The organism is Streptomyces barringtoniae, assembly GCF_020819595.1.
GTDB classification, from domain to species: Bacteria; Actinomycetota; Actinomycetes; order Streptomycetales; family Streptomycetaceae; genus Streptomyces; species Streptomyces barringtoniae.
This window is the reverse complement of record NZ_JAJHNP010000001.1, coordinates 493,944-516,661: the sequence shown is the minus strand read 5'-3', so window position 1 is coordinate 516,661 and position 22,718 is coordinate 493,944. Positions and strand designations below refer to the sequence as shown.

The window sequence follows — 22,718 nt, the reverse complement described above, 5'->3', positions numbered from 1 at the left end:
CGGGTGCGCGCACGTCTGCTGCCGCTGCTCATCATCCTGATGGCGGCCGTCCTCCTCGCCCTCGGGCTGCCGCTCGCCATCAGCCTGGCCGCCGCGCAGCAGCAGAAGGTCGTCGTCGACCGCATCGACGACACGGCACGCTTCGCGGCACTTGCCCAGTTCGTCACCGACGGGCCCAGCGGATCGCGCCGCACCAGCACCGACGAGCGCCTGGAGGCCCTGCGCAGCGAACTCGGCAGCTACTACGGCGTCTACGGCATCCGCGCGGGCGTCTTCTACCGCAACGGCTCGGCGATGGTCAACGCCCCCGACGACTGGTTCGTACCGCGGACGGGGGAGGTGCGGGAGGCGTTCGAGGAGGCGCTGCTCAGCCGGCGCAGCCATGACCCGCGGCAGGTGTGGCCCTGGCAGCGCAGTCGGCTGATCGTGGCCTCCCCGGTGATTCGGGACGGCGACGTCGTGGCGGTCGTGGTCACCGACTCGCCCACCGGGCAGATGCGGTCGCGGACCCTGCGCGGCTGGCTGATCATCGGGGCCGGTGAGATCGCGGCGATGCTGCTCGCCGTCGGCGCGGCGCTGCGGCTGACCGGCTGGGTGCTCAGACCGGTACGCGTCCTCGACGCCACCACCCACGACATCGCCACCGGACGGCTGAAGTCGCGGGTCGCGGTCGGCGGCGGACCGCCGGAACTCAGACGGCTCGCCCGTTCGTTCAACGAGATGGCGGACAACGTCGAGGACGTGCTGGAACAGCAGCGCGCCTTCGTCGCGGACGCCTCGCACCAACTGCGCAACCCGCTCGCGGCGCTGCTGCTGCGTATCGAACTGCTCGCCCTCGAACTCCCCGAGGACAACGAGGAGATCGCCTCGGTCCGCACCGAGGGCAAGCGCCTCGCACAGGTCCTGGACGACCTGCTGGACCTGGCGCTGGCCGAACACGCCGAGGCGGACCTGGGACTGACCGACATCGGCGCCCTCGCCGAGGAGCGGATCGCCGCCTGGTCTCCGGCCGCCGAGAGCAAGGGGGTCCGGCTGACCGGTCAGTGCCCGCCCACGACCGCCTGGGCGGACCCGATCACCCTGTCCAGCGCGCTGGACGCGCTGATCGACAACGCCGTGAAGTTCACCCCCGAGGGCGGCACGGTGGAGGTCGCCGTCGCCGCCGACGGCGACAGATCCACGGTCGTCGTCACCGACACCGGGCCCGGCCTCACCGACGAGGAACTCGCGCGCGTGGGCGACCGGTTTTGGCGCAGCGGCCGTCACCAGAACATCAAGGGCTCGGGCCTCGGCCTGTCCATCGTGCACACGCTGCTCACGGCGGGCGGAGGCTCGATCGACTACGCCCACCATGAGCCGCGGGGGCTGCGGGTGACGGTGACGGTGCCCAGGCACGCGGAGCCGTGACCGGGGGCCGGGGCTGAGCCGGGGGTCGGGCACGGGGTACGGCGCGGCGGCGGGACTCGAGAGGCACGGCTCGGCGGCGGGACTCGTGGGGAACGGCCACCGGGCCCCACTGTCCGTGCCCGGCTCGGCCCGCTCGGCACGGTGCGCTTGGCATGGCCCGCCTGGCACGGCCGGTGGGAGGTCGTCCGCCCCCGCTACGGCTTCATCGAGACGTAGTAGCGGCGCGCACCCTCCTGGAGGGGCAGCGGATCGGTGTAGATGGCGGTGCGCAGATCGACCAGTTGGGCGGAGTGGACATGGGCGCCGATGTCGTCGCGGCTCTTGATGACCGTGCGGGTCACCCATTCGGTGAGCCTGGGGTCCATGTCCGCGCGGGTCATCAGGAGGTTGGACACGGCGATCGTCGGGACCTCGTTGCCCTGCTGCACGGCCGGGTAGGCCGACTCGGGGATGTTGGTGGCCCGGTAGTGGCGCGCCTCCTCGCCCTGGCCGTGCAGCTTGGTGACCAGGTCGCCCTCGATCGGCACGAACTTGAAGGCCGACTTCTGGGCCAGCGCGACAAGTCCCTTGGTGGGCAGGCCGCCCGACCAGAAGAACGCGTCGATCCTGCGCTGCTCCAGGCGGTCGGGCCCGGTGTCGATGCCGTCCGCGACCGGGGTGATGTCCTTGTGGGGGTCGATGCCGGCGGCCTTGAGCACCCGGTCGGCGATCAGCCGTACCCCGGAGTCGGGCAGCCCGGTCGCCACCCGCTTGTGCCGCAGGTCCGCCACGTTCTTGATGTCCGAGTCACTGCGCACGACGAGCTGGACGTAGTCGTCGTAGAGCCGGGCCACCCCGCGCAGCCGCCCGGCGCCGCTGCCGTGCCGCAGCTCGTACGCCTCCACCGCGTCGGCCGCCGCGATGGTGAAGTCGGCCTTGCCGGTCGCCACCCGCTGCACGTTCTCCTGCGAGCCGGCGCTGTTCAGCAGCTTCACCTTCAGGTTGGGCATGTCCTTGGCGAACTCGGCGCGCAGCCGCTCGCCGTACTCCTGGTAGACCCCACGGGGCGTGCCCGTGCTGAAGACGATCGTCCCGCTCGGCGGCGTCTCGCCCAGTGGCAGCAGCCACCACAGCAGCAGCCCGAGCACCACGGCACCGGCGGCCGCGGCCGGCAGCACCCGGCGCCTGCTGATACGGGGGAACACCTTGGACATGCGGCGATCCTGCCAGGCCGGGCGGGACGCTGACCAGGCCGGGGTCACTCCGTGGTCCGGAGGCGGACGGAGGGCTCTGTCAGTGGTGGCCGTTAGAGTCGTCGGCATGAGTACTTCGCCCGCCGACCTCGTCCGGGAGTTCCACCTCGCCTTCGGCCTGGACGCCCGCACCACGCCGACCGAGGTGGGTCCCGAACTGGCCGCGCACCGTGGGGAACTGCTCGCCGAGGAGGCCGCGGAGGTCGCCGAGGTCGCGGTCGACGGCCCGCTGGACAAGCTCGCGCACGAACTGGCGGACGTGGTCTACGTGGCGTACGGCACGGCGCTGGTCCACGGCATCGACCTCGACCAGGTGATCGCCGAGATCCACCGGGCCAACATGAGCAAGCTCGGCCCGGACGGACAGGTCGCCCGCCGGGCCGACGGCAAAGTACTCAAGGGGGAGCACTACCGGGCGCCGGACGTGTCGTCCGTCCTGCGCCGCCAGGGCTGGATACCGGCGGCGCAGGACAGTTCTGCGCAGGCGAGCGCCTAGAAGGTTCCGCCCGCCAGCTTCCACTCGCGGTTCAGGGCGCCCAGCGGAATGCTTCGCTGGATGACCGGTGTGCCGAAGACGGACAGCTGGAGCCGCAGGGTCCCGGACAGGTCGACCCCGCCGTACACGCCCCAGGCGCCCTCGGCCTTCGCCCCGCCGCCGTCGGAGGAGGCCGTGACCGTGCCGGAGGCCTCGCCGCGCAGATACGGAGCCAGGTCGGCGGTGACACCGACGGCGCCGTAGAGGCCGACCGAGGCCTCGGCCCCGAGCGCCGTCTTCACGGTCCCCGCGGTGGTGACGGAGGCGCGCACGGGCGTGCTCTTCATGTCCGACGAGCTGACCGGCGTCCAGCCCTTGGACAGACCGAAGGTGCCGCCCGCCCTGAAGTCGCCCTTGAGGTTCTGCTCGACGTCGACGGTGACCCGCCCGTCGCCGCTGATCTGGACGTAAGCGGTCAGGTCGAGGTTGACGACGACGGGCACGGGCCCGACCTGGAGGACGGGGTCGGCGTGCAGCTTGGCGAACGGGATCCGCAGCGGGGTGCCGGTGGCCGCGGCGGCGCGGCCCTTGACCGCCCAGCCGGAGGTCCAGTCGCCCGACACGCCGAGGTAGGCGGAGCCGGGCGGGGCGTCGCTGCCGGCGCCGCCGTAGGCGAAGTCGACCTGCGGGGCGACCTGGACGAAGCCGTTCACCGAGGCGGCGGCGGAGACCGGCGTGTTCTGGGCCGTCGGGATGTCGGCGCTCACGTCGAGCCGGAGGCTGCCGAGCGGCACCGTGGCACCCTTCGGCCCGGCGTGCGCGTGACCGGTCTTCGCCCAGGACACCTTCACACCGGGCAGCAGCTTGTCGACGGTGAAGGACGAGGGGTCGACCGGTACGGCGCCCTTCGCCGTCTCGTCGCCGAGCAGCGCGTTGAGGGTGGACGGTTCCGTCTGCACCTCGGTGCCGCCGTCCGTCCGGCCGATCACCTTGGTGACCTTGGCGAGCAGCCCGTCCGGTGCCCCGGGCGCGGGCGCACTGGCGATCACGTCGCCGACGGCGGCCTTGTACGGGGCGCCGGAGGGGGTGGGGGAGGCCGCGGGGGAGGAGGCAGCCGAACTCCCGTGCCGGACGGGCTTGTCGGCAAGGACGGCCCGCCGGGTGCGGCTGTCGTACGAGCCGATGGCGAGTGCCGTCCTGTGTGCCCGCGGCCCGGAGCCGGCCGGCCCCGCCGTGGCGGTCGTGGCGGTCGCGGTGGTGGCGGGCGCGGCGGCGACGGCGAGCGAGTGGTCCGTGCCGTCGGCGGGCCGGTCGGCGGCCTCGAGCTGCCGGCCGTGCCCGGCGGTCGCCGAGGGCCCGGCCTGTGCGGCGGGCGAGGAACAGGCCGCGGCGAGGAAGAGGGTGGTCACGGCGAAGGCGGGCAGCAGGGCACGTCTGTGCCGCATGCGTCTGCGCATGGTCGGTCCTGTGTGAAGTGGGGGGTGGCAGAGAGGTACCGGACGAACTGGCTACTTGGCGGTAGAACCGGCCGGTAACTCGTGAACGAGCCATGAGCATGCCATGTCTTTACGTAGGGACCCCACACAATCCGGCCACATCTCAAGGTGACCTGCGCCACGGCGAGTTCGCGTCAGGGTGAGGCTCAAAGCCGGTGATGCCAGGAGCCTCGCCCGGGCTCAGGGGCCGGCCAGGCCGGTGCCGCCGAGGCGGGTCAGGAGGGACGACAGCTGTGTGATGTCCTCGGCGTTCAGCGCGGGGGCGGCGAAGGCCTCGGTGGCGGTCTCCTCGGCCGTCGCGAGCATCTCCTTCAGCCGCCGTCGGCCCGTCCCGGTCAGCGACGCGTAGGCCACGCGCGCGTCCCGCGCATCCGCCTCGCGGGTCACCAGCCCGATCCGCTCCAGCGGCGCGAGCCCGCGCGTGACCCCGGAGGCCGTCAGACCCAGTGCCTCGGCGAGGTCGACCCGCCGCATACCGCCGCCGGGCGCCCGGCTCAGCCGCAGCAGCAGGGTGAAGTCGGCGAGGCTCACGCCGTGCAGCGCGCTCAGCCGGGAGTCGAAGCGCCGCACGAGCGCTGCCTGGGCCCGCAGCAGTCGCAGTGCCGCGTCCAGGGCGTCACTCACGGCCGCTCACCCCCGCTCATTGCCCACTCCTTGAGTACTCAAGTTTATGCCCCGCTCGAACGCGCCGCACGTCGCTGCCGCTTGCCCATCGGCGCCTGGGAGAGGTCCTCGGCGGTGGAGCGGAGGTTCTTGAAGCCGTAGCCGCGCTCGGTCAGCCAGACCTTCGCCGCCTCCTCGGCCCGTTCGGTCGCCTCAAGAATGTCCTCCTCTTCCTCCCCGGTGTCGGAGAAACGGAAGACGAAGGCCGGCCGGGCGGCGATGTCGTAGGTGAGGCTGCCCCCGGGGGTGAACGCGGCGCGCAGTACGTCGTGTTCGGCGGCGTCGGCCAGCAGTTCGGCCCGCTGGGCGTCGGTGAGGCCGTCGAAGGCGCCGCGGACGGTGATCCGGAACGTGCGAGTGCTCATTGCGCGACCTTAGGCGTGGCGGTCTCCCGGTCTCCACCGGGTTTCCGAACGTGTCGGGGCTCCCCCTGGACGGGGTGTCACCAACTGTGCCTCCTCCCGTACAGTCCGTGTCCGTGCTGCGCGATCCGTGCGACCACGTCCGGCGATCGACCAGGAGAAGAGAACGTGGACATCGAAGCCGGTCCCGGCTCCCTTCCGCGCGTTCCGGGAACGGGGCGGCCGGTGCCCGAGGCCGAGCCTGCACTCGTCGAGGGGTGGCGTTCGGCGGGCGGCGAGCTGGTGGAGCTGCTGTCGCAGGTGCGCGAGCGCTGCGGTGGCGTCGCCGCCTTCCGCCTCGGGCCGGCCCGCACCGTTCTCGTCACCGACCCGCGGGCGGTCCAGCACGTGCTCGCCCGGCACCCCGAGCGGTACGTCAAACGCTCCCACCGCGCCCGGCTGCTGATCGGCGACGGCGTCCTCGCCGCCACGGGTGCGGCATGGAAGCGGCAACGACGCTTGCTGCAGGCCCAGTTCACCGGCACCGGGATGCGGCGTTACCAACAGCGGATCGACGAGGCCGCCCGGACCACCGCCGGACGCTGGGCAGGGTACGCGCGTACCGGACAGACCCTGGACGTCGTGCGCGAGATGCGCCGCTTCGCCCTGGACGCCATCTGGCGCTCTCTCACCGGGCACGCCCTCGACGACCGCACCGAGCGTGAACTGGCGGCCGTGACCGCCGTGGCGGCCGCCCTTCCGACGCTGCCCGCGGATGTCACCGGCGCCCAGGACGCCGTCGCCGCCGATCTCGCCCGGATCGACGCCGTCGCCCGGCACGCCATCGGCATCGCCCGCGCCGGGGCGGCCGGCCCCGACGGCCCGGGCCTGCTGCACGTCCTGATCGACGCCGCCGACGAGCACCCCGAGTACACCGACCGGCTCATCCGTGACGAGTTGGTCACGCTGCTCTCGGCCGGGCACGAGACCACCGCCACCACCCTGACCTGGCTCTACCTGCTCCTAGACCAGTACCCCGCCGCCCGTGAACAGGCTCTGGCCGCGGGCGGCGAGGGCTCGGCGCAGCGCCGCCAGGCCGTCCAGGCCCTGGTCCACGAGACGCTACGGCTGTATCCGGCCGCCTGGATCCTGCCCCGCCACGCCACCGAGGACGACACCCTCGCCGGTTACACCGTAGAGGCCGGCACCGACATCCTGGTCTGCCCCTACCTCACGCACCGCGACCCCGAACTCTGGCCGGACCCCGAGCGGTTCGACCCCCGGCGCTTCACCCTCCCGGCCGGCCGGCCCGCCCACCCGGGCGCCTACCTCCCCTTCGGGATCGGCCCCCGCGCCTGCCTCGGCGTCCAGTTCGCGCTCCGGGAATCGACCGTTCTCCTCGAAAGCCTGCTGCCGCTCCACACGCTGTCCTTCCACTCCACGCCCACCCGGGCGGAGTACGGCTTCACCGTCCGTCCCGACGGCCCCGTCACGGCGTCCTTGGCACCACCGCTCCGCTGACCTGAACAGCACCTGAACCGAACCGACCGGACCTGACCTGAAGCGGTCGGCCGGCCTTCGGCCGCCCAGGGCGCGCAAGCGCTTCGACACGGCCCGGCTCGTCCGGTGAGCGCCTACCCTGGAGCCGCGGGCAGCGAGCCGACGGGCAGCGAGCCGACCGACTGCCGTGGCCCGTCCGGGAAGGCGGTGGCGTTCCATGCGGTACGTGGCTGTGAGCGCGCTGAGTCATCCCGGGCTGCTCCGCGAACGCAACGAGGACAGCCTCGTGGCCGGGCCGTGGACCCTGTGCGCCACGGTGACGGAGAGTCCGCAGACCCTGGTCTTCCCGATCGGCACGCCTCTCGTCGTCGCGGTCGCCGACGGGCTCGGCGGGCATCCCGGCGGCGACCTGGCCAGCGCGCTGGTCGCCCGCCGGATCGCGTCCGCCGGCCCCACCCTGGGCAGCGAGGACACCCTCCGCGCTGCCCTGAACGCCTGCAACCGCGCCGTGTACACGGCCGCCGGCGGAGAGGAGGAGACCGAGCTGGCCGCCATGGGCACCACCGTCGCCGGCATCGTCGTGCAGCCCGGCTCGCTGCTGGTGTTCAACGTGGGCGACAGCCGGGTCTACGCCGCTTCCCGCGACGGGCTGCGCCAGGTGAGCGTCGACGACAGCCCCCCGCTCGAACCCGGGCAGCACACCACGTCCATCGTCACCCAGTGCCTGGGCGGCAGCCCCTCCTACCGCGCCGTTCACCCCCATGTGACGACCGAATCCCTGTCTCCCGGCGCCCGCTACCTCATCTGCACCGACGGTCTGACCGATCCGCTGCCCGCCGATGTGCTGGACGACGTGATGCGGGAGCACGACGACGGCCGTGCTGCCTTCGAGCTGTGGAAGGCGGCCATCGCCGCGGGCGGTCCCGACAACATCACGCTGGCGGTCGTACGCGTCGCCGACGAATAGCTCAAGGCCGAAGGAACACCTCAAAGATCACCTCAAGACCGACGGAACACCTCAACGCACCCCCGGCTCGTCCGGCGGGAAGCCGTACCGTCCCTGCAACCGGACGAAGTAGGCCGAGGTCAGAACCCGCAACCGCACCAGCCCCGATGCCGTGCGCTCGAAGCACACCACCTGCTCGTGTCCGCCCGGCCCGATCGGCTGCACCAGGCGGCCGACCGGGCGCACCTGTGCGGTCAGCGGCGCGGGCACCTCCGGGAACGCGGCCGACACGAGGACGGCGTCGTACGGGGCCCGGTCCGGCACACCGCCGCTGCCGTCGCCGATGCGCAGCTCCACGTTCCGCACGCCCTGGCGGGCGAGATTCGCGCGCGCCCGGCGGGCTATGTCCGGCCGCATCTCGATGCTGACCACGTCCGCGGCCAGCCGGGCGAGCAGAGCGGTCTGGAAGCCCAGACCCGTACCGATCTCCAGGACGTGCTCGCACCCGTCCAGACCGAGACCCTCGATCATCATCGCCGACAGCGAGGGCTGCGTGGTGACCTGTCCCTGCCCGATGGCAACGGGTACGTCCCGGTAGGCGGCAGCCAGCTGATCGGCCGGGACGAATCCCGCCCGGGGCGTCGCCCGCACGGCCGCGAGCAGCCGCTCGTCCCCGACCCCGGCGGCCGTGAGGGCCCGCACGAGATCGTCCGGTTCTCCGGGTACGGCGTTCACGGCCTGGTTCACCCCACCACCCGGTGACGGCGCCTACGGTGGAGGCATGAGCGAGATCGTCGTCTACGAACTCGACAGGCCGGGCGCGGCCGGCTCTCCCGTCGGCTCCTCCACCAGACCGACGGGTGGGGCGGAGCGGCGCGTCCGCAAGGTGCACGCGGCACCGGTGGCGCCGGGGTCGCACACGGCCACGGGGCCGCGGACCCTCTGCGGCAAGGACACCTTCGCCATGGAGACGGCCGACTGGAAGCCCTCCGAGGAGCCGGGAGCCCCCTGGTATCCCCCGGAGCACGCCTCCCTGGTCTGCCCGGACTGCGATGCCGTGATGGAGACCTGACCGGCGTGCGGGACCGGCGCACCGGCTGCCCGGCGGTGCCGCCCCGTGCCCACCGCCTTCGCGCCGCCCACCCGCGTTCGACTCGCCCGCGCCGGACTCACCCGCCCTCGACGTACTCCTTGAAGTGCTCCAGATCGCTGCGGACGAGCCGTTCGATCGCGTTGGTCTGGGCGAAACCCCTGGGCCCGCCGAAGGTGTCGCGGACCGTGGCGGGGTCGTACTCCAGCCGTGCCTGGATCCGGGTGTGGTTCTTGTCGATCGGCTGGACCGAGAAGGAACCCGTCAGCTCGGGAGCGCTCGTGGTGAGCCACTCCATCACGTGTTCACCGCGGTCCGTCACCTCGGCCTCGACCTCGCGGGCCGGCCCACCCGTCTCGACCTCCAGATGCGCTCGGCCCCCGGCCTCCGTACGCGCGCCCCGCACTCCTTGCACGAAACGCGGATAGTTCTCCACCCGGTGCAGGGTCTCCCAGGCCCTGTCGACCGGAACGTCGACGTCGACGTGCAGCTCGAGGGTGCTCATGGCTCACCTCCACGTGCGGCTCATGACGCATGGCCACCTGCTTACAGTGTGCGCCCGGCAGGACGGGGGCGGGCCGGGACAGGGCTCCTCCGACAGCGCCTACCCTTGACGCATGACCAGCAGCAGCGACCGGAGCCCCGCAGTGGACGTTCACGCACCAAAGACGTACGAAGTGCGCACCTACGGGTGCCAGATGAACGTCCACGATTCCGAGCGGTTGGCCGGCCTGCTCGAAGACGCCGGGTACGTGCGGGCCCCCGAGGGCTCGGACGGGGACGCGGACGTGGTCGTGTTCAACACCTGCGCCGTGCGGGAGAACGCCGACAACCGGCTGTACGGCAACCTCGGCCGGCTCGCGCCGAAGAAGGTCTCGCGGCCCGGCATGCAGATCGCGGTCGGCGGCTGCCTCGCGCAGAAGGACCGCGACACCATCGTCAAGAAGGCGCCCTGGGTGGACGTCGTCTTCGGCACGCACAACATCGGCAAGCTGCCGGTCCTGCTGGAGCGCGCCCGCGTGCAGGAGGAGGCGCAGGTCGAGATCGCCGAGTCGCTGGAGGCCTTCCCGTCCACCCTGCCGACCCGGCGCGAGAGCGCCTACGCGGCCTGGGTGTCGATCTCCGTCGGCTGCAACAACACCTGCACCTTCTGCATCGTCCCCGCCCTGCGCGGCAAGGAGAAGGACCGCCGGCCCGGCGACATCCTCGCCGAGGTGGAGGCGCTGGTCGCCGAGGGTGTCTCCGAGATCACGCTGCTCGGCCAGAACGTCAACGCCTACGGCTCCGACATCGGCGACCGCGAGGCCTTCAGCAAGCTGCTGCGCGCCTGCGGGAACATCGAGGGCCTGGAGCGGGTCCGCTTCACCTCCCCGCACCCCCGTGACTTCACCGACGACGTCATCGCCGCCATGGCCGAGACCCCGAACGTGATGCCGCAGCTGCACATGCCGCTGCAGTCCGGTTCGGACACCGTCCTGAAGGCGATGCGCCGCTCCTACCGGCAGGAGAGGTACCTCGGGATCATCGAGAAGGTGCGGGCCGCCATCCCGCACGCCGCGATCACCACCGACATCATCGTGGGCTTCCCCGGCGAGACCGAGGAGGACTTCGAGCAGACGCTGCACGTGGTCCGTGAGGCCCGGTTCGCGCAGGCCTTCACCTTCCAGTACTCCAAGCGCCCGGGCACTCCGGCCGCGACCATGGACGACCAGATCCCCAAGGAGGTCGTCCAGGCCCGCTACGAGCGGCTGGTCGCCCTTCAGGAGGAGATCTCCTGGGAGGAGAACAAGAAGCAGGTCGGCCGCACGCTCGAGCTGATGGTCGCCGAGGGCGAGGGGCGCAAGGACGGCGCCACGCACCGCCTCTCCGGCCGCGCCCCCGACAACCGGCTGGTCCACTTCACCAAGCCGGAGCAGGAGGTCCGCCCGGGTGACGTGGTCACCGTAGAAGTGACGTACGCCGCCCCGCACCACCTCCTCGCCGAGGGACCCGTCCTCTCCGTGCGCCGCACGCGCGCGGGCGACGCCTGGGAGAAGCGCAACGCCGCCGAGGCCGCCAAACCGGCCGGCGTCATGCTCGGCCTGCCGAAGATCGGGGTGCCGGAGCCGCTGCCGGTCGCCACGGCAAGCGGCTGCGGCTGCGACTGACCGGGCCCAGCCCGACTGTTTGTCGACAATCCGGACACGGGGGACGGGGGACGATCCGATGCCGCGATGGGCGCTGCTGCTGGACAAGCCGCCCGGCGAGGGGCCGTACCGCAGGCAGTACGAGCTGATGGCCACGATCGACGGCACGCGCGAGGAGGCCGAGGCCCGGTTCGCGGAGCTGGTACGCCTCTACCAGCCCAGGCATCCGCGGTATCCGGTGCGCATGCGCCGGTACCGCACCGCGGACGGCTGGATGCTGGTCGGGGACGGCTCGTCCGGCGGGGTGTACACGTACCACTTCCTGTTCACCGAGCTGGAGTGGGACTCCGGTCCGATCACCTACTGACCGCCCGGCGGCGTAACCTGCCGATCATGCTTGTCGCCGCCGCAGTCTGTCCCTGCCCGCCGCTGCTCGTGCCCGAGGTGGCCGCCGGCGCCGCTCCGGAGCTGGACGCCGCGCGCTCGGCCTGCTCCGACGCGCTCGGGGTGCTCGCCGCCGCCCGCCCGGACCTCCTGGTGGTCGTCGGGCCCGCCGGGGAGAGCGGGCGCGGATCGTTTCCGCAGGGCGCGCCGGGGTCCTTCCGCGGGTTCGGGGTCGACGTGGAGGTACGCCTGGGCCCCGTCGGGGACACCGTCTCCGAGCGGGAGCTGCCGCCGTCTCTGGCCGTCGGTGCCTGGCTGCTGGAGCGGACCGGCTGGGCGGATGCCCCGATCGAGGGAGTCGGGGTCGGGGAACCGCTCGCGCCCGAGCGGTGTGCCGAAGCCGGCAGGGAGATCGGCGCCAAGGCCCGGCGGGTGGCGCTGCTGGTGATGGGAGACGCCAGCGCGTGCCGCACGGTCAAGGCGCCGGGCTACCTGGACGAGCGGGCGGCACCCTTCGACACGGAGGTCGCGCGTGCGCTGGGCGCGGCGGACCTGGCGGCCGTCCAGGCGCTGGACGCCGGGCTGGCAGCCGAACTGAAGGCCTCCGGACGGGCCCCCTGGCAGGTTCTGGCCGGTGCCGCGGAGGGCGCGAACCTCAGCGGCGCGCTGCTGTACGAGGACGCGCCGTACGGCGTGGGGTACGTGGTGGCCGCCTGGTCCTAGCGCGGCGGGCTCCGGCGCACGCGGGCCCACGTCGGCGCACGCCGGCGCATGCGGGCCTACGCGAGCCCACGTCGGCACGCGCGGAAACGGCGGACGGCCGGGAGCCGGTGTGCTCCACGACCGTCCGCCGATCCGCATGCAGTCCGCCCGTGTGCCGAACCGTTCGGACGCATGCCGTTCAGGAGGCTCAGGATGCCGGTGGCGGGCCCTCCGGACGGGTGGGGGGCGTCGGATCTCCGGTGGTCCTGGCCGGGCCGGGACCCTCCTTGTGAGCGAGGCGGTCCATCGCCTCCTTGGCCTTGCCGGTCCCCGCCTGGATCCTGTCGCTGTACTTGTGCTTGGTCCGCTCGTCCACGGCCTTCGCGGCCTTGTCGAGACCGTGCTGCACCTTGTCCCCGTGCTGCCGCGCGAGGTCCGACACCTTGTCCCTGGCCGGGCCGAGCTTGGCCTTCATGTTGTCCATCAGCCCCATGGTCCACCTTCCCTCGCGGGCCAGTTACCTGCGGGCGCCTTCGCCGGTCTCGCTGTCGGCGGCCTCCTCGGCGGACTGCTGCTTGGGGATGCCGGAGCCCTCGGACGCGTCGTCCGCGGCGGCGTCGGACTGCTCCGCCGCGTCTTCGCTCCCGTCACCGGCCGAACCCTTCGCCTCCGTCGCACCGGCCGCCTTCGCCTCCGCCGACTCTGCTTCCGCCGCCTCGGCCCCCTCCGGCTCCGCGCCGGTCTGCGCCTCGGCGGCCGACGCCTCCGAAGTCGCCTTCGACCTGCCGAGGAGTCGTGCAAAAACGCCCATATCCACTCCATACGGTACTCGTGCGGGCGAATTCCCGCGTTACCCGGTGCGTACGGTTGCGCCGCCCGGGTCACCGCCTCCCGTGATCCGGATGGCGGTATCCGCCACGGGCAACGACCTGGGACCACGCCCGTCACGTAACTCGTTCGAGGCGGCGCCAGGGGGTTTGCGAGACTGGTGCGGTGAGCAGTGCACCCTCCACCCCCCGCGTCATCGCCGTCGTCGGCCCCACCGCGGCCGGAAAGTCCGATCTCGGCGTCTTCCTGGCCCAGCAGCTCGGCGGGGAGGTCGTCAACGCGGACTCCATGCAGCTGTACCGAGGGATGGACATCGGCACCGCCAAGCTGACGCCCGAGGAACGCGGCGGCATCCCGCACCACCTGCTGGACATCTGGGACGTGACGGTCACCGCCTCCGTCGCCGAGTACCAGAAGCTGGCCCGCGCCCGGATCGACGCACTGCTCGCCGAGGGCCGCTGGCCGATCCTGGTCGGCGGCTCCGGCCTGTACGTCCGCGGGGCCGTCGACAACCTGGAGTTCCCCGGCACCGACCCCGACGTCCGGGCCCGCCTGGAGGAGGAGCTGGCGCTGCGCGGCTCCGGCGCGCTGCACGCCCGGCTGGCCGCCGCCGACCCGGAGGCCGCCCGCGCGATCCTGCCGAGCAACGGCCGCCGTATCGTCCGGGCGCTCGAAGTGATCGAGATCACCGGCCGGCCCTTCACCGCGAACCTGCCGGGCCACGACTCCGTGTACGACACCGTCCAGATCGGCGTGGACGTGGCCCGGCCGGAACTGGACGAACGGATCGCGCGCCGTGTCGACCGGATGTGGGAGGCGGGCCTCGTGGACGAGGTGCGCGCACTGGAGGCGGAGGGGTTGCGCGAGGGGCGCACGGCGTCGCGTGCGCTGGGTTACCAGCAGGTGCTCGCGGTGCTCGCCGGTGAGTGCACCGAAGCGGAAGCGCGGGCCGAGACCGTCCGTGCGACCAAGCGCTTCGCGCGCCGTCAGGATTCGTGGTTCAGGCGCGATCCCCGGGTGCACTGGTTGAGTGGGGCCGTGGCCGACCGCGGGGAACTTCCGCACCTGGCCCTGGCGTTGGTCGAACGACCGGTCACAGCCTGATCACGTCATGGCATCGGGATGCGCCGCCGGTCATCGAGGCCTCCGGCGCCGTGCCATCATCGAGCTTCGATCGACCAAGTGGAGCCTAGTTGGGAGGGCGCGTGGCGATGGAGGCCGGCCCTCGCGACACCGCACAAAGTGCCGAACACGTCACCACCGCCGGTGACGAACCGGACCCGCGTGGCGACCGTCTGACCGACGACTGCCCGGGTGGGGACCGGCTGACCGAAGGCCGCCTGGACCGTCTGGCCGACCCCCTGCTGCCCGAGAGCCGCCATCCCGAGGACCGGCTCGTTGCGGACCGGCTCGCCGACGACCGTCTCGCTGCGGACCGGCTGACCGACGACGGCCTCATCGACGACCGGCTGACAGACGACGACCTCGACGAGACGCCGGACGGTGTGACCGACGACGGGCCGGAGCCGGAGGAGATGTACCCCGGCGGTCCGGAGGTCGAGGTCGAGCTGCGCCCGCAGCGCAGGCTGCGCCTCTGGCAGCTCGCTCCCATCGTGGGCCTGTCCGCCGTCGGCTCCCTGATGTTCGCCTTCCCGCTCGCCTTCGACTTCGGCGACAGCGGCGCCGTCATCGCCATGCTCGGCCTGCTGATCTGCTCCTGCGCCGCCGGCTGGGGCATGATGGCCGCCCGCCGCGTGGGCTACACCTGGCCCGGCCTGCCGGCCCGCGGCTCGGGCCGCCGCCCGGACTGGCGGGTCGTACTCGGATACGTGCTCCTGGTGGCCGTGGTCGCGGTCCTCGCGGTCTGGCGCGTGGCCAGGCTCCGCTGAAGCGCCCCCTGAAAGGGGCGCGGGGAACCGCGCGACCGGCCACGGACGGCCGGCACTCACCCGCCGCCCGCACCCCCCGCCTCCCATCGGCCGAACCCGGCGCAGCGCTCCCGTCCCTTACGATCGAGGAATGAGCACGCGCACGCGGATCCCCTTCCTCAAGGGTCACGGCACCGAGAACGACTTCGTGATCGTCCCGGACCCGGAGAACGCTCTCGACCTGAGCCCGGCCGCCGTCGCCGCCCTGTGCGACCGCCGGGCCGGCATCGGCGGCGACGGGGTGCTGCACGTCGTGCGCTCCGCCGCCCACCCCGAGGCCGCATCGATGGCGGCCGAGGCCGAGTGGTTCATGGACTACCGCAACGGCGACGGCTCGGTCGCCGAGATGTGCGGCAACGGAGTCCGTGTGTTCGCGCGCTACCTCCAGCACGCCGGACATGTGGGCGAGGGCGACCTCGCGATCGCCACGCGCGCGGGCGTGAAGACCGTCCACATCGCGAAGGACGGGGACATCACCGCCGGCATGGGCCGCGCCCGCCTGCCGGAGGGCGAGGTCACGGTGAGCGTCGGTGAGCACAGCTGGCCCGCCCGCAACGTGAACATGGGCAACCCGCACGCGGTCGCCTTCGTCGACGACCTCGCGCAGGCCGGCAACCTGTACGACCCGCCGCCGTTCAGCCCGGCCGCCGCCTACCCCGACGGGGTCAACGTCGAGTTCGTCGTCGACCGGGGCCCCCGTCACGTCGCCATGCGCGTGCACGAGCGCGGCTCCGGCGAGACCCGCTCGTGCGGTACGGGCGCGTGTGCCGTTGCCGTGGCCGCCGCCCGGCGCGACGGCGCCGACCCGGCCGTCACCGGAACCCCGGCCACGTACACCGTCGACCTGCCCGGCGGCCGTCTGGTCATCACCGAGCGGCCCGACGGCCAGATCGAGATGACCGGACCCGCCGTGATCGTCGCCGAGGGCGAGATCGACGGCGAATGGCTGGAAAACGCCCTCCGCTGACGCCGTGTCACCGTGAGGAGGACGCCCCGCGGCTCCCGGATCAGCGGTTTCCGGTGCCAGGGGCGTTCGAAGCCTCGGACGTTTCCGGGGCAGTTGGCGCAAACGCTAAACCTCTTTTTCGTCGCTCGAATGGGTGATCCGTTTCACGCTCGGCGAGAGGCGGTCGGTCGCACGTGGTGGGCTCGATAGCATCAAGCACCGGCACGGACGGGGGAACGTCGCCATCCCTGAGCCGCGTACGCCCTGGGGCCCCGTCCGCCGGTCCACGAGCCGGAGGTGCCCATGAGTGCGGAGGCCACGAACCCTGCGACCCCTGGCCCGGTAGCGCCCACGGCGTCCGCGGCGGCGACCGCCCCCGCGGTGCCCAGGTCGGACCGCAGGAAGTCCCGGGCCCGGATCGACCTGCGCAGGCTCGGCCGGGCCGCGCTGCTCGGCTCCGCCGTTCGCGGCAAGCTGCCCGACGCCATCGGCCATGTCGTGGAGGCGCACCGCGCCCATCACCCCGACGCGGACCTCGATCCGCTGCGCCGCGCCTACGTCCTCGCGGAGTCCTCGCACCGCGGCCAGATGCGCAAGAGCGGCGAGCCGTACATCACCCATCCGCTCGCCGTGACCCTGATCCTCGCCGAACTCGGCGCCGAGACCACGACCTTGACGGCTTCCCTGCTGCACGACACCGTCGAGGACACCGATGTGACGCTTGATCAGGTGCGGGAACAGTTCGGTGAGGAGGTTCGTTATCTGGTCGACGGCGTCACGAAACTGGAGAAGGTCGACTACGGAGCCGCCGCCGAACCGGAGACCTTCCGCAAGATGCTCGTCGCCACCGGCAGCGACGTGCGCGTGATGTCGATCAAACTCGCCGACCGTCTGCACAACATGCGCACGCTCGGCGTGATGCGCCCGGAGAAGCAGGCGCGGATCGCCAAGGTCACCCGCGACGTCCTCATCCCGCTCGCCGAACGCCTCGGCGTGCAGGCCCTGAAGACCGAGATGGAGGACCTGGTCTTCGCCATCCTGCACCCCGAGGAGTACGAGCACACACGCGAACTCATCGCGTGGAACGCCGCCCGCTCCGACGACCCCCTCGCCGAGGTCGCCGACGAGATGCGCGGGGTGCTGCGCGAGGCCGGCATCCAGGCCGAAGTCCTCATCCGGCCCCGGCACTTCGTCTCCGTGCACCGCGTGGCCCGCAAACGCGGACGGCTGCGCGGCACCGACTTCGGCCGCCTGCTGGTGCTGGTGAACGAGGACGCCGACTGTTACGGCGTCCTCGGCGAACTCCACACCTGTATGACGCCGGTCGTCTCGGAGTTCAAGGACTTCATCGCCGTACCGAAGTTCAACCTGTACCAGTCGCTGCACACCGCCGTCGCCCGCTCCGACGGCCAGGTCGTCGAAGTCCTCATCCGCACCCACCAGATGCACAAGGTCGCCGAAGCCGGCGTCGTCGCCCTCGGCAACCCCTACGCCCCCGCCTCCGACACCTCCACCTCCGACGCCCCCGCCGACGGTGAGCGTGCCGACCCCACCCGTCCCGGCTGGCTCTCCCGGCTCCTCGACTGGCAGCAGGCCGCCCCCGACCCCGACACCTTCTGGTCGACCCTGCGCGAGGACCTGGCCCAGGACCGCGAGATCACCGTCTTCCGCCCCGACGGCGGCACGCTCGGCCTGCCCGAGGGCGCCACGTGCGTGGACGCCGCGTACGCCCAGTACGGCGAGGACGCGCACGCCTGCATCGGCGCCCGCGTCAACGGCCGCCTGGCCACCCTCAGCACCGTCCTGAAGGACGGCGACACCGTCCAGCTCCTCATGGGCCAGGACCCGGCCTCCGAGCCCTCCCGCGAATGGCTGGAGCACGCCCACACCCCGGCCGCCCGCATCGCCATCCAGCGCTGGCTGGCGACGCACCCCGGCGGCGGCACCGGCACGGACGACATGACGGGCACCCGCGCCGAAGCCGCCGAGGGCACCGCCCCCGCGCGGCGCGCCGACCCGGCCCCAGGTACCGCCGCACCCCACCCGGCGGACGCGGCATCCGCCGAGGGCGGCTCCGCGGCCCGGTCCCGCGGCGCCGACGTCCTCGCGGACCGGCCAGGGGCCTCCGTACGGCTCGCCCGGTGCTGTACGCCCGTGCCGCCCGACGAGATCACCGGCTTCGCGGTACGCGGCGGAGTGGTCACCGTCCACCGGGTGGAGTGCGCCGCGGTGGCGCACATGAAGAGCAGGGGGCGCGTGGAGATCGGCGTGCGCTGGGGGGACACCACCGAGTGCCGGGTCACCCTGGTCGCTGAATCGTTCGGCCGCCCCCATCTGCTCGCCGACCTCACCGAGGCGATCTCCTCGGCGGGCGTCGACATCGTCTCGGCGACCGTGGAACCGCCCACCCAGCAGCGGGTACGCCACACGTACACCCTCCTGCTCCCCGACGCGGCCCGCCTCCCGGCCCTGATGCGCGCCATGCGGGACGTCCCGGGCGTGTACGACGTGGCCCGCGCCCAGCACCAGGCCCCGGCCACCTGAGGTCCCGGGAAGCGAGGGGGAGCGCCGGGCACGCTGAGGAGCGCCGGGCAGGCTTGGGAGCGCGGGGCACGGCCGAGGAGCCCGGGCAACGGCCGGGGAGCGCTGGGCAGGGCTGGGGAGTGCTGGGCACGGCCGAGGAGCGGGGGAGGCTGGGGAGTGCCGGGCAGGGCTGGGGAGTGCTGGGCACGGCCGAGGAGCCCCGGGCAGGGCTAAGGGGCGCCGGGCACGCTGAGGAGCGCCGGGCTTGGGAGCGCCGGGCACGGCCGGGGAGCGCCGGGCAGGGCGGAGGAGCCCCAGGCACGGCCGAGGAGCGGGCAGGGTTGGGAGCGTCGGCACGGCCGAGGAGCCCCGGGCAGGACTGAGGGGCGCCGGGCACGCTGAGGAGCGCCGGGCTTGGGAGCGCCGGGCAGGTGCTGAGGAGCGCCAGGCACGGCCGAGGGGAGCCCCCGGCAGGGCTGAGGGCAGCCTCGGGCAGGGCTGAGGGGTGCCGGGCAGGGCCGAGGAGCCCCGGACACGGCCAAGGAGCGGGCAGGCTTGGGAGCGCCGGGCACGGCCGAGGACCCGGGCAGGGCTGAGGGGAGCCTCGGGCAGGGCTGAGGGGCGCCGGGCACGGCCGAGGAGCCACGGACACGGCTGGGGAGCCCCGGGCAGGGTCGAGGAGCCAGGGCAAGGGCCGAGGAGGCCCGGACACGGCTGGGGAGCGGCGTACACGACCGAGAGGCGCCGGCGCTCGGCGGGGGCGGCTTGGATCAGAAGGACCTCGGAACCGAACCCGATCGGGTGGGCCGGGCGCGAGTCGCCGTCGCAGCACGGGAACGCACTGGTAGCGGTGGTCCATGCTGCTCACCCCCCGCGTCGGCCTCCGCGCCTCCTCCGAGTCCCGGACCCGGTCAAGGACCCGGTCCGGGACACCCCGGACCCAGCCACGGGTCTCCCGGCACCGGAAGGCGGCCCTGCTCGCCTCCGCCGTCTCCGTCTGCCTCCTCGCCGCGACGGCCCCGGCCGAGCCCCTCGGCGTCGGCGACCGGCTCTACCCGTACCTGGGCAACCCGGGCTACGACGTGGCGTCGTACGACCTGTCCTTCACCTATCCCGGCACCAACGACAAGCCGCTCCAGGCCGTCACCACCATCGACGCCCGGACCACCGCCGACCTGGACCGGATCAACCTCGACTTCGCGCACGGCACCGTGCAGTCCGTCGAGGTCGACGGGCATCCCGCGGCCTTCACCAGCGCCGGCGAGGACCTGGTCGTCACGCCGCAACACGGCCTCGCGCAGGGCAGCTGGACCAGGATCACCGTGAAGCACACCAGCGATCCCGTCTTCGCCAAGGACCAGGACGGCGGCTGGGTGCGCACCTCCGACGGCCTCGCCATGGCCAACCAGGCCGACGCGGCCCACCTGGTCTTTCCCTGCAACGACCACCCGTCCGACAAGGCGATGTTCACCTTCCACATCACCGCCCCGAACGGCTACACCGTCGTCGCCAACGGTCTGCCCGCCGGAGCGGACCGGGCCGCCCGCAGCACCACCTGGACCTTCCGCACCCAGCACCCCATGGCCACCGAACTCGCCCAGGTGTCCATCGGCCGGTCCGCGGTGCTGCACCGCGAGGGACCGCACGGGCTGCCGATGCGCGACGTCGTGCCCCGCGCCGACGCCAAGGCCCTCGAACCCTGGCTCGCCAAGACGCCCGGCCAGATCGCCTGGATGGAGAGCAAGGTCGGGAAGTTCCCCCTCGAGACGTACGGCGTGCTCATGGCACAGGCCTCCACCGGGTTCGAACTGGAGACGCAGACCCTCTCCCTCTTCGAGAAGAACCTGTTCACCGAGCCCGCCTACCCCAAGTGGTACGTCGAGTCGATCATGGTGCACGAGCTGTCCCACCAGTGGTTCGGCGACAGCGTCAGCCCGCGCAGCTGGTCCGACGTCTGGCTGAACGAGGGGCATGCCTCCTGGTACGAGGCGCTGTACGCCGAGGAGACCGCGCACCGCTCCATGGAGGACCGGATGAAGGCCGCCTACGGCGCCTCCGACCGCTGGCGCGAGGCCGGTGGCCCGCCCGCCCGGCCCAAGCCGCCCGCCCCCGAGCAGAAGATCAGCATCTTCCGGCCCAACGTGTACGACGGCGCCGCGCTCGTCCTCTACGCCCTGCGCCAGAAGATCGGACGGCCGGCCTTCGAGCAGCTGGAGCGGACCTGGGTCCGCGAACACCGGGACTCCACCGCCTCCACCGCCGACTACGTCCAGCTGGCCTCGGCGGTCTCCGGCCAGGACCTGAGCGGCTTCTTCAACGGCTGGCTGTACGGCGAGAAGACCCCGCCGATGCCCGGCCACCCCGACTGGAAGCAGCTGGCACCGGACAAGTCCGCCGGGCACAAGGCAAAGCGGAGCGCGCGATAACACGGTGACGAGACGGGCCGCCTCGTGCGACCATCATCGGGTCGGCGCGAGCCGGGGCACGGAATTTCCCGGGGTACTCGTACGTTGACCCGATTGACCCGATGAGCGGTCCCGCAGGACCGCCCCCACCGACGCCGTAAAGGCATCCCATCGACGTAAGGATCCAATGACCTCCTCTTCTTCCCCTTCCCAGGACACCAAGCGCCTCGCGTACGACTTTCCCGAGGGTCTTCGGGCCGATGCCCTGATGGAAGAGGACGTCGCCTGGAGCCACGAGATCGACGGCGAGCGGGACGGCGACCAGTTCGACCGCTCCGAGCGCGCGGCCCTGCGCCGTGTGGCGGGTCTGTCCACCGAGCTGGAGGACGTCACCGAGGTCGAGTACCGACAGCTCCGCCTGGAGCGGGTCGTGCTCGTCGGCGTGTGGACCACCGGCACCGCTCAGGACGCCGACAACTCGCTCGCGGAGCTGGCCGCCCTCGCGGAGACCGCGGGCGCGCTCGTGCTCGACGGCGTGATCCAGCGCCGCGACAAGCCCGACGCGGCCACCTACATCGGCTCCGGCAAGGCCCTGGAGCTGCGCGACATCGTCCTCGAAACGGGCGCCGACACGGTCATCTGCGACGGTGAGCTGAGCCCCGGCCAGCTGATCCAGCTGGAGGACGTCGTCAAGGTCAAGGTCATCGACCGTACGGCCCTGATCCTGGACATCTTCGCCCAGCACGCCAAGTCCCGAGAGGGCAAGGCGCAGGTTGCGCTCGCGCAGATGCAGTACATGCTGCCGAGGCTCCGCGGCTGGGGTCAGTCGCTGTCCCGGCAGATGGGTGGCGGTCGCGGCGGTCTCGCCACGCGTGGCCCCGGTGAGACCAAGATCGAGACGGACCGGCGACGGATCCGCGAGAAGATGGCGAAGATGCGCCGGGAGATCGCGGACATGAAGACCGGCCGCGAGATCAAGCGCCAGGAGCGCCGGCGCAACAAGGTGCCGTCCGTCGCCATCGCGGGCTACACCAACGCCGGCAAGTCCTCCCTGCTCAACCGCCTCACGGGCGCAGGCGTCCTGGTCGAGAACGCCCTGTTCGCGACCCTGGACCCGACCGTCCGCCGGGCGGAGACCCCGAGCGGCCGGCTGTACACGCTGGCGGACACCGTCGGCTTCGTCCGGCACCTGCCGCACCACCTGGTCGAGGCGTTCCGCTCCACCATGGAGGAGGTCGGCGACTCCGACCTGATCCTGCACGTGGTGGACGGCTCGCACCCGAACCCCGAGGAGCAGCTCGCCGCCGTGCGCGAGGTGATCCGGGACGTCGGCGCCACCGACGTGCCCGAGATCGTCGTGATCAACAAGGCGGACGCGGCCGACCCGCTGGTCCTCCAGCGGCTGCTCAGGGTGGAGAAGCGCTCCATCGCCGTCTCGGCCCGCACCGGCCGGGGCATCGAGGAACTGCTCGCCCTGATCGACAACGATCTGCCGCGCCCCTCGGTCGAGATCGAGGTCCTCGTGCCGTACACGCACGGCAAGCTCGTCGCCCGCGCCCACACCGAGGGCGAGGTGATCTCCGAGGAGCACACCGCGGAGGGCACCCTGCTCAAGGTCCGGGTGCACGAGGAACTGGCGGCGGACCTGGCGCCGTACGCACCGGTGTCCGCGGCCTGATCCAAGGCCATGTGAAAGGCCCGCTCCCTTGTCAGGGGGCGGGCCTTT

22 protein-coding genes are annotated in these 22,718 nt (G+C 72.5%); 14 read left to right on the top strand and 8 right to left on the bottom strand.

The genetic code is table 11. The features are described 5' to 3' along the window. Positions 1 to 3 precede the first annotated feature (3 nt). Positions 4 to 1,407 carry a sensor histidine kinase gene (locus LMU33_RS02140; RefSeq protein ID WP_228616776.1) on the top strand — a complete coding sequence of 468 codons (1,404 nt, stop codon included), beginning with the start codon at positions 4 to 6 and terminating at the stop codon, positions 1,405 to 1,407. 194 nt (positions 1,408 to 1,601) lie between these two features. On the opposite strand, the gene LMU33_RS02135 is transcribed toward LMU33_RS02140, so the two are convergent. Beyond that, positions 1,602 to 2,600 carry a TAXI family TRAP transporter solute-binding subunit gene (locus LMU33_RS02135; protein WP_228616774.1) on the bottom strand — a complete coding sequence of 333 codons (999 nt, stop codon included), beginning with the start codon at positions 2,598 to 2,600 and terminating at the stop codon, positions 1,602 to 1,604. A 106-nt stretch (positions 2,601 to 2,706) separates the two neighbouring features. Here LMU33_RS02135 and LMU33_RS02130 point away from each other — a divergent pair, with 106 nt between their 5' ends. Then, the gene (locus tag LMU33_RS02130; RefSeq protein ID WP_228616772.1) at positions 2,707 to 3,135 is read left to right on the top strand and encodes a pyrophosphohydrolase domain-containing protein; all 429 of its coding nucleotides are present in this window, start codon (positions 2,707 to 2,709) and stop codon (positions 3,133 to 3,135) included. On the opposite strand, the gene LMU33_RS02125 is transcribed toward LMU33_RS02130, so the two are convergent. The 3 genes from LMU33_RS02125 to LMU33_RS02115 form a co-directional block, all read right to left on the bottom strand. Then, on the bottom strand, positions 3,132 to 4,571 hold the full coding sequence (locus tag LMU33_RS02125; RefSeq protein WP_228616770.1) for a hypothetical protein: 1,440 nt from the start codon (positions 4,569 to 4,571) through the stop codon (positions 3,132 to 3,134). The two genes, LMU33_RS02130 and LMU33_RS02125, sit on opposite strands and share 4 nt — an antisense overlap. Before the next feature lie 219 nt (positions 4,572 to 4,790). Continuing rightward, complete coding sequence (locus LMU33_RS02120; protein ID WP_228616768.1) at positions 4,791 to 5,234, bottom strand: MarR family winged helix-turn-helix transcriptional regulator; 444 nt, start codon at positions 5,232 to 5,234, stop codon at positions 4,791 to 4,793. Positions 5,235 to 5,278: 44 nt separating this feature from the next. Next, on the bottom strand, positions 5,279 to 5,638 hold the full coding sequence (locus tag LMU33_RS02115) for a DUF6204 family protein (protein WP_228616766.1): 360 nt from the start codon (positions 5,636 to 5,638) through the stop codon (positions 5,279 to 5,281). A gap of 165 nt (positions 5,639 to 5,803) precedes the next feature. On the opposite strand from LMU33_RS02115, the gene LMU33_RS02110 reads away from it, so the two are divergent. Continuing rightward, complete coding sequence (locus LMU33_RS02110) at positions 5,804 to 7,135, top strand: cytochrome P450 (RefSeq protein ID WP_228616765.1); 1,332 nt, start codon at positions 5,804 to 5,806, stop codon at positions 7,133 to 7,135. Between the two features lie 196 nt (positions 7,136 to 7,331). Next, positions 7,332 to 8,081 carry a PP2C family protein-serine/threonine phosphatase gene (locus tag LMU33_RS02105; RefSeq protein WP_228616763.1) on the top strand — a complete coding sequence of 250 codons (750 nt, stop codon included), beginning with the start codon at positions 7,332 to 7,334 and terminating at the stop codon, positions 8,079 to 8,081. A 51-nt stretch (positions 8,082 to 8,132) separates the two neighbouring features. Here the strand turns inward: LMU33_RS02105 and LMU33_RS02100 are convergent, their stop codons facing one another. Continuing rightward, entirely contained in the window at positions 8,133 to 8,807 is a 675-nt protein-coding gene (locus LMU33_RS02100) for a protein-L-isoaspartate O-methyltransferase family protein (RefSeq protein ID WP_228616761.1), read from the bottom strand. A 34-nt stretch (positions 8,808 to 8,841) separates the two neighbouring features. On the opposite strand from LMU33_RS02100, the gene LMU33_RS02095 reads away from it, so the two are divergent. Beyond that, positions 8,842 to 9,132 (top strand): hypothetical protein, encoded by a 291-nt coding sequence (locus LMU33_RS02095; protein WP_228616759.1) that lies wholly within the window; start codon positions 8,842 to 8,844, stop codon positions 9,130 to 9,132. A gap of 97 nt (positions 9,133 to 9,229) precedes the next feature. Here the strand turns inward: LMU33_RS02095 and LMU33_RS02090 are convergent, their stop codons facing one another. Then, positions 9,230 to 9,655 carry an SRPBCC family protein gene (locus LMU33_RS02090; protein WP_228616757.1) on the bottom strand — a complete coding sequence of 142 codons (426 nt, stop codon included), beginning with the start codon at positions 9,653 to 9,655 and terminating at the stop codon, positions 9,230 to 9,232. Between the two features lie 112 nt (positions 9,656 to 9,767). On the opposite strand from LMU33_RS02090, the gene miaB reads away from it, so the two are divergent. Genes miaB through LMU33_RS02075 form a run of 3 tightly spaced genes read left to right on the top strand, consistent with a single transcriptional unit; the run spans position 9,768 to position 12,383 of the window. After that, positions 9,768 to 11,297, top strand: coding sequence for a tRNA (N6-isopentenyl adenosine(37)-C2)-methylthiotransferase MiaB (gene miaB / locus LMU33_RS02085; protein ID WP_228616755.1), 1,530 nt, complete (start codon positions 9,768 to 9,770; stop codon positions 11,295 to 11,297). A 58-nt stretch (positions 11,298 to 11,355) separates the two neighbouring features. Next, complete coding sequence (locus tag LMU33_RS02080) at positions 11,356 to 11,643, top strand: hypothetical protein (protein WP_228616753.1); 288 nt, start codon at positions 11,356 to 11,358, stop codon at positions 11,641 to 11,643. A 26-nt stretch (positions 11,644 to 11,669) separates the two neighbouring features. After that, the gene (locus LMU33_RS02075) at positions 11,670 to 12,383 is read left to right on the top strand and encodes a class III extradiol dioxygenase subunit B-like domain-containing protein (protein WP_228616751.1); all 714 of its coding nucleotides are present in this window, start codon (positions 11,670 to 11,672) and stop codon (positions 12,381 to 12,383) included. Positions 12,384 to 12,570: 187 nt separating this feature from the next. Here LMU33_RS02075 and LMU33_RS02070 read toward each other — a convergent pair whose 3' ends face one another. Both LMU33_RS02070 and LMU33_RS02065 read right to left on the bottom strand, forming a co-directional pair. Then, positions 12,571 to 12,855 carry an antitoxin gene (locus LMU33_RS02070; RefSeq protein WP_228616749.1) on the bottom strand — a complete coding sequence of 95 codons (285 nt, stop codon included), beginning with the start codon at positions 12,853 to 12,855 and terminating at the stop codon, positions 12,571 to 12,573. Between the two features lie 24 nt (positions 12,856 to 12,879). Beyond that, positions 12,880 to 13,173 carry a hypothetical protein gene (locus LMU33_RS02065; protein ID WP_228616747.1) on the bottom strand — a complete coding sequence of 98 codons (294 nt, stop codon included), beginning with the start codon at positions 13,171 to 13,173 and terminating at the stop codon, positions 12,880 to 12,882. A gap of 182 nt (positions 13,174 to 13,355) precedes the next feature. On the opposite strand from LMU33_RS02065, the gene miaA reads away from it, so the two are divergent. The 6 genes from miaA (at position 13,356) to hflX (ending at position 22,670) form a co-directional block, all read left to right on the top strand. Beyond that, complete coding sequence (miaA, locus tag LMU33_RS02060) at positions 13,356 to 14,294, top strand: tRNA (adenosine(37)-N6)-dimethylallyltransferase MiaA (RefSeq protein WP_228616745.1); 939 nt, start codon at positions 13,356 to 13,358, stop codon at positions 14,292 to 14,294. A gap of 107 nt (positions 14,295 to 14,401) precedes the next feature. Next, the gene (locus LMU33_RS02055) at positions 14,402 to 15,079 is read left to right on the top strand and encodes a hypothetical protein (RefSeq protein WP_372477854.1); all 678 of its coding nucleotides are present in this window, start codon (positions 14,402 to 14,404) and stop codon (positions 15,077 to 15,079) included. Between the two features lie 130 nt (positions 15,080 to 15,209). Next, complete coding sequence (dapF, locus tag LMU33_RS02050) at positions 15,210 to 16,085, top strand: diaminopimelate epimerase (protein WP_228616743.1); 876 nt, start codon at positions 15,210 to 15,212, stop codon at positions 16,083 to 16,085. A gap of 282 nt (positions 16,086 to 16,367) precedes the next feature. After that, a complete protein-coding gene (locus LMU33_RS02045) occupies positions 16,368 to 18,608 on the top strand; it encodes a RelA/SpoT family protein (protein WP_228616741.1) in 2,241 nt (746 codons plus the stop codon). 836 nt (positions 18,609 to 19,444) lie between these two features. After that, on the top strand, positions 19,445 to 21,013 hold the full coding sequence (locus LMU33_RS02040; RefSeq protein ID WP_228616739.1) for a M1 family metallopeptidase: 1,569 nt from the start codon (positions 19,445 to 19,447) through the stop codon (positions 21,011 to 21,013). Positions 21,014 to 21,179: 166 nt separating this feature from the next. After that, positions 21,180 to 22,670 carry a GTPase HflX gene (gene hflX, locus LMU33_RS02035; RefSeq protein WP_228616737.1) on the top strand — a complete coding sequence of 497 codons (1,491 nt, stop codon included), beginning with the start codon at positions 21,180 to 21,182 and terminating at the stop codon, positions 22,668 to 22,670. The last annotated feature ends 48 nt before the right edge of the window (positions 22,671 to 22,718 follow it).

What these genes read in the sequence shown, in the direction of transcription:
- LMU33_RS02040 (WP_228616739.1), top strand. Translation starts at nt 19,445, where the DNA reads ATGCTGCTCACCCCCCGCGTCGGCCTCCGCGCCTCCTCCGAGTCCCGG.
- LMU33_RS02095 (WP_228616759.1), top strand. Translation starts at nt 8,842, where the DNA reads ATGAGCGAGATCGTCGTCTACGAACTCGACAGGCCGGGCGCGGCCGGC.
- LMU33_RS02130 (WP_228616772.1), top strand. Translation starts at nt 2,707, where the DNA reads ATGAGTACTTCGCCCGCCGACCTCGTCCGGGAGTTCCACCTCGCCTTC.
- LMU33_RS02125 (WP_228616770.1), bottom strand. Translation starts at nt 4,571, where the DNA reads ATGCGCAGACGCATGCGGCACAGACGTGCCCTGCTGCCCGCCTTCGCC.
- dapF (WP_228616743.1), top strand. Translation starts at nt 15,210, where the DNA reads ATGAGCACGCGCACGCGGATCCCCTTCCTCAAGGGTCACGGCACCGAG.
- LMU33_RS02115 (WP_228616766.1), bottom strand. Translation starts at nt 5,638, where the DNA reads ATGAGCACTCGCACGTTCCGGATCACCGTCCGCGGCGCCTTCGACGGC.
- LMU33_RS02045 (WP_228616741.1), top strand. Translation starts at nt 16,368, where the DNA reads ATGAGTGCGGAGGCCACGAACCCTGCGACCCCTGGCCCGGTAGCGCCC.
- LMU33_RS02075 (WP_228616751.1), top strand. Translation starts at nt 11,670, where the DNA reads ATGCTTGTCGCCGCCGCAGTCTGTCCCTGCCCGCCGCTGCTCGTGCCC.
- miaB (WP_228616755.1), top strand. Translation starts at nt 9,768, where the DNA reads ATGACCAGCAGCAGCGACCGGAGCCCCGCAGTGGACGTTCACGCACCA.
- LMU33_RS02105 (WP_228616763.1), top strand. Translation starts at nt 7,332, where the DNA reads ATGCGGTACGTGGCTGTGAGCGCGCTGAGTCATCCCGGGCTGCTCCGC.
- LMU33_RS02070 (WP_228616749.1), bottom strand. Translation starts at nt 12,855, where the DNA reads ATGGGGCTGATGGACAACATGAAGGCCAAGCTCGGCCCGGCCAGGGAC.
- LMU33_RS02065 (WP_228616747.1), bottom strand. Translation starts at nt 13,173, where the DNA reads ATGGGCGTTTTTGCACGACTCCTCGGCAGGTCGAAGGCGACTTCGGAG.
- LMU33_RS02090 (WP_228616757.1), bottom strand. Translation starts at nt 9,655, where the DNA reads ATGAGCACCCTCGAGCTGCACGTCGACGTCGACGTTCCGGTCGACAGG.
- LMU33_RS02055 (WP_372477854.1), top strand. Translation starts at nt 14,402, where the DNA reads ATGGAGGCCGGCCCTCGCGACACCGCACAAAGTGCCGAACACGTCACC.
- hflX (WP_228616737.1), top strand. Translation starts at nt 21,180, where the DNA reads ATGACCTCCTCTTCTTCCCCTTCCCAGGACACCAAGCGCCTCGCGTAC.
- LMU33_RS02080 (WP_228616753.1), top strand. Translation starts at nt 11,356, where the DNA reads ATGCCGCGATGGGCGCTGCTGCTGGACAAGCCGCCCGGCGAGGGGCCG.
- LMU33_RS02135 (WP_228616774.1), bottom strand. Translation starts at nt 2,600, where the DNA reads ATGTCCAAGGTGTTCCCCCGTATCAGCAGGCGCCGGGTGCTGCCGGCC.